At 70.1% G+C, this 2,350-nt stretch carries 3 protein-coding genes; all 3 read right to left on the bottom strand.

Going from position 1 to position 2,350, the window contains the following annotated elements; genetic code table 11:
* Positions 1 to 346: TipJ family phage tail tip protein (gene gpJ, locus VK682_RS27115; RefSeq protein WP_425262626.1), on the bottom strand; the 346-nt coding region annotated here is incomplete at its 3' end.
* Between the two features lie 855 nt (positions 347 to 1,201).
* Positions 1,202 to 1,654, bottom strand: a complete 453-nt coding sequence (locus VK682_RS27110) for a C40 family peptidase (RefSeq protein ID WP_324782980.1) — start codon at positions 1,652 to 1,654, stop codon at positions 1,202 to 1,204.
* Positions 1,651 to 2,175, bottom strand: coding sequence for a hypothetical protein (locus VK682_RS27105; RefSeq protein ID WP_324782979.1), 525 nt, complete (start codon positions 2,173 to 2,175; stop codon positions 1,651 to 1,653). The genes VK682_RS27110 and VK682_RS27105 overlap by 4 nt, the downstream gene beginning before the upstream one ends.
* Positions 2,176 to 2,350: the final 175 nt, after the last annotated feature.

Genomic DNA, 2,350 nt, shown 5'->3' with positions numbered 1-2,350 from the left:
TTTCCCCGGTCATCCGGGTGATCTCCACCTGCCAGCGGCCCCGGGTCGGCAGATCCCAGGTGAACTGGCGCTGGAAGGCCTCGTCGCGCCGGGCGCGGATGTTGAGCGTGGTCACCTCCTGCCACGCGTCCTCCGGGGACTGGCGCTGGCGGATGCGGATATAGATGCCGAACTCGCGCACCTCGCCCTCGCGGTTGAGCCGGTAGAGCCCCATGGGAAAGTGCAGGATCACCGAGGCCCGGATGGCATTGCTGGCGGTGACCCGCACCACCGGCGTCTCGATCGGCTCGGCATCCTCGATGATCTCGCCCGCGTCATTGCGCGGCATCGGCCGGACCAGTTCCACCCCGTCGCCATCCTCCACCACCTGCTCGGGATAGAGCGAGACCGGCGCATCGCTCGGCCAGCCCTCGCGCAGCTCGGTCTCCACCTCGTCGAACTCCGACAGCGGCGTGTCGCCGATGCGGATGTCCTCGATCTTCAGCGGCCCGTAGCCCCAGCCCAGCAGAGCCGTGACATACTGATCCTCGCCGACNCTCGTCGAACTCCGACAGCGGCGTGTCGCCGATGCGGATGTCCTCGATCTTCAGCGGCCCGTAGCCCCAGCCCAGCAGAGCCGTGACATACTGATCCTCGCCGACGATCGACATATAAGGAGTGGCCAGATGCACAGGGGCGACGCGCAGGCGGCCCAGCACGAAGGGCAGCGCCTCGCCGGGGCGCAGCTCGTTGGACCAGCCCGAGACCAGATAGCGGTTGCGGCGGCTGTCGCGCTGCTCCGGCGTCACCGGCGGCACGATGGCATTGACCAGCGCCGCGCCCAGCAGGTTGAGGCCCATGCCGACCATGGCCACGCCGAGTTTGCTGGTGACGTTGATCAGCGGCGCCAGATGCGGGGCGATCATCAGCGCCGCCACCGAGACCACGGCGAGCAGGATCTGCCGCGCCCCGCCCTTGCCGGGCACCAGCCGGATCACCACCTGCAACCCCGCCTTGGGCCGGGTGACATGCCAGCAACGGGGCTCGATGACGGCGGCGCCGGTCTGGCTGACCAGCATCACCCGCAGCTGGCTGCGGTCTTCGGCCAGAAGCCCGGGCAGCGCCTGGGTGACGATCTCGGCCAGAGACAGCCCCTCGGGCAGCTCCAGCCGCTCGCGGGCAGCACCCGGATCCAGCAACGGGGCGGTGAGAACCGGAATGCTCATGTCCGCCCCTCCATCCGCGCCCCATGCCGGAAGGCCCCGACAAAGCGGCTGCGCCAGAGCGGACCGTCGGGATCGGCGAGCTGCGAGCCGCCCTCGTCCATATGCAGCATGCGCCCGCGCGCCACATGCAGCCCGACATGGCTGCGCCAGCGCCCGCGCCGGAACAGCAGCACGTCGAAGGGCAGAGGCTGCTCCACCTGTCGCCACTCCCCCGCGCCCGCCGCGATCAGCGCATCGATCTCGGCCAGTTCCGCCGCGCAAGGGGACACGCCGTCATAAGCGGGCAAAACGATCCCCAGCTCGGCGGCATAGACCAGCCGCACCAGCCCCCAGCAGTCGCAGCCCTCGCGCACCCGGCCACCTGCCGCCCAGGGCAGCCCCAGCCAGGCAGCGCTCCAGTGTGCGCCGGGGGTCGGCGTTCCGCGCAGATGATCGCCCTGCCCGGTCATCGGAACATCCCCGGGAAGCGGTCGCGGGTCATGCGGTGCATGGGAAAGCCCTCCTCCTCGATCGGCTGGCGCGAGATGGTGAGCGGGATGCGTTCGGCATCGCCCTCCGCCGCGATCAGCTGCATGTCCAGAAACTCCGCCTCCACCACCTCCGGGCTCGCCGCCAGCACCACCGCCAGATGCACCGAGGCCCGGCTGGTCACGCTGCGCAGCAGCTCCGCGATGGCGTGATCGACATTCTCCAGCACCAGCGTCGCCGAGGCGGGCGCCTCCTCCATGTCGCCCGGCACCTCCGCCGAGATCAGCGCGAACAGGAACGGCTCGGTGACCGGGTTGGCCCCGCGCCAGCCCGAGCGCGTGCCATAGACCAGCGGGTCAGTGCTGATCCGCTCGGTGGGATCGGTGGAAAGCCGGATTGGCGCCTCGAGATCGGGATGCGTGACCTCGATCAGCAGCACCTCCACCTCCTCCGGCGCCAGCCCCTCGCGGGCGCGGCGCGCGTTCAGCGACAGCGTTCTCATGGCATCACCCAGATGTCGAAGGAGAGGGTAAAGCTCGCCCCGCGCAGCGTCTCGGAGGGCAGGCTGTCGCCGAAGAGGCACAGCCATTGCGCCGACAGCAGCAGCGGCGCGCCGCCGGTGCCGAGCAGATACTGCCCTTCGGGCGTGAGCAGCGGCCAGCCATCCGTGGTCGGAT

Origin of the sequence: Salipiger marinus (genome assembly GCF_035481585.1) — a bacterium.
GTDB lineage: Bacteria > Pseudomonadota > Alphaproteobacteria > Rhodobacterales > Rhodobacteraceae > Salipiger > Salipiger marinus.
The sequence above is the reverse complement of the archived record's forward strand: the minus strand, read 5'-3'. Positions and strand labels throughout refer to the sequence as shown.